This is a genomic window from Pseudomonas sp. MD195_PC81_125, from assembly GCF_014060985.1.
Taxonomy (GTDB): domain Bacteria; phylum Pseudomonadota; class Gammaproteobacteria; order Pseudomonadales; family Pseudomonadaceae; genus Aquipseudomonas; species Aquipseudomonas parakoreensis.
Genome location: NZ_JABULD010000866.1, coordinates 1 through 723, shown reverse-complemented (window position 1 = coordinate 723; position 723 = coordinate 1). Strand labels below are relative to the sequence as shown.

Sequence of the window (723 nt, the reverse complement as noted above, 5' to 3'; positions counted from 1 at the left end):
AGGGTGTTGTTGCCATCGTTGCCGGTCATGCGGTTGTTCAGCTCGTTGCCGGTCCCGTTGAGGTTGGCAGTGCCGGTGAGCAGCACGTTCTCGACATTGGCGCCGAGGGTGTAGTCGATGGAGGCGAAGACCCGGTCGATTTCGGTCAGTGAGGTGCCGGTCTCGACAACCACGTCACCGATGTTGTCAACGTAGTAGGTGTCGTTGCCGGCGCCACCGATCATGGTATCGGCGCCCAGGCCGCCATTGAGGGTATTGACCCCGTCAGTACCGGTGAGCACGTTATTCAGATCGTTGCCGGTCAGATCAAGTACGCCGCTGCCAAACAGTTGGCCGTCCTCGACATTGGCAGACAAGGTGTAGCTGACCGAGGACTTGACCAGATCATGGCCTTCACCGCTCAGTTCGGTGACGATGTCACCAGCGTTGTCGACGATATAGGTATCGTCGCCGGCACCGCCGATCATGGTGTCGGCCCCGGCCTTGCCATCGAGGATGTTGTTGCCGGCGTTACCGGTCATGCGGTTGTTCAGGACGTTACCGGTACCGTTGAGGTTGCTGCTGCCTGTCAGTTCGAGATTTTCCAGGTTGTCACCCAGAGTCCAGTTCACCGACGACCGTACGGTATCTATTTCACTGGCCAGAGTGCTGGTTTCGATGACCGTGTCGCCGGCGTTGTCGACGATGTAGGTGTCGTTGCCCAGACCGCCGATCATGGTATCG

The 723-nt window shown here is 58.8% G+C and carries 1 protein-coding gene; it reads right to left on the bottom strand.

All coding sequences use genetic code 11. From position 1 onward, the window contains the following. Positions 1-723, bottom strand: a 723-nt coding sequence (locus HT737_RS29900) for a calcium-binding protein (RefSeq protein WP_182404622.1), incomplete at both ends; no start/stop codon positions are given.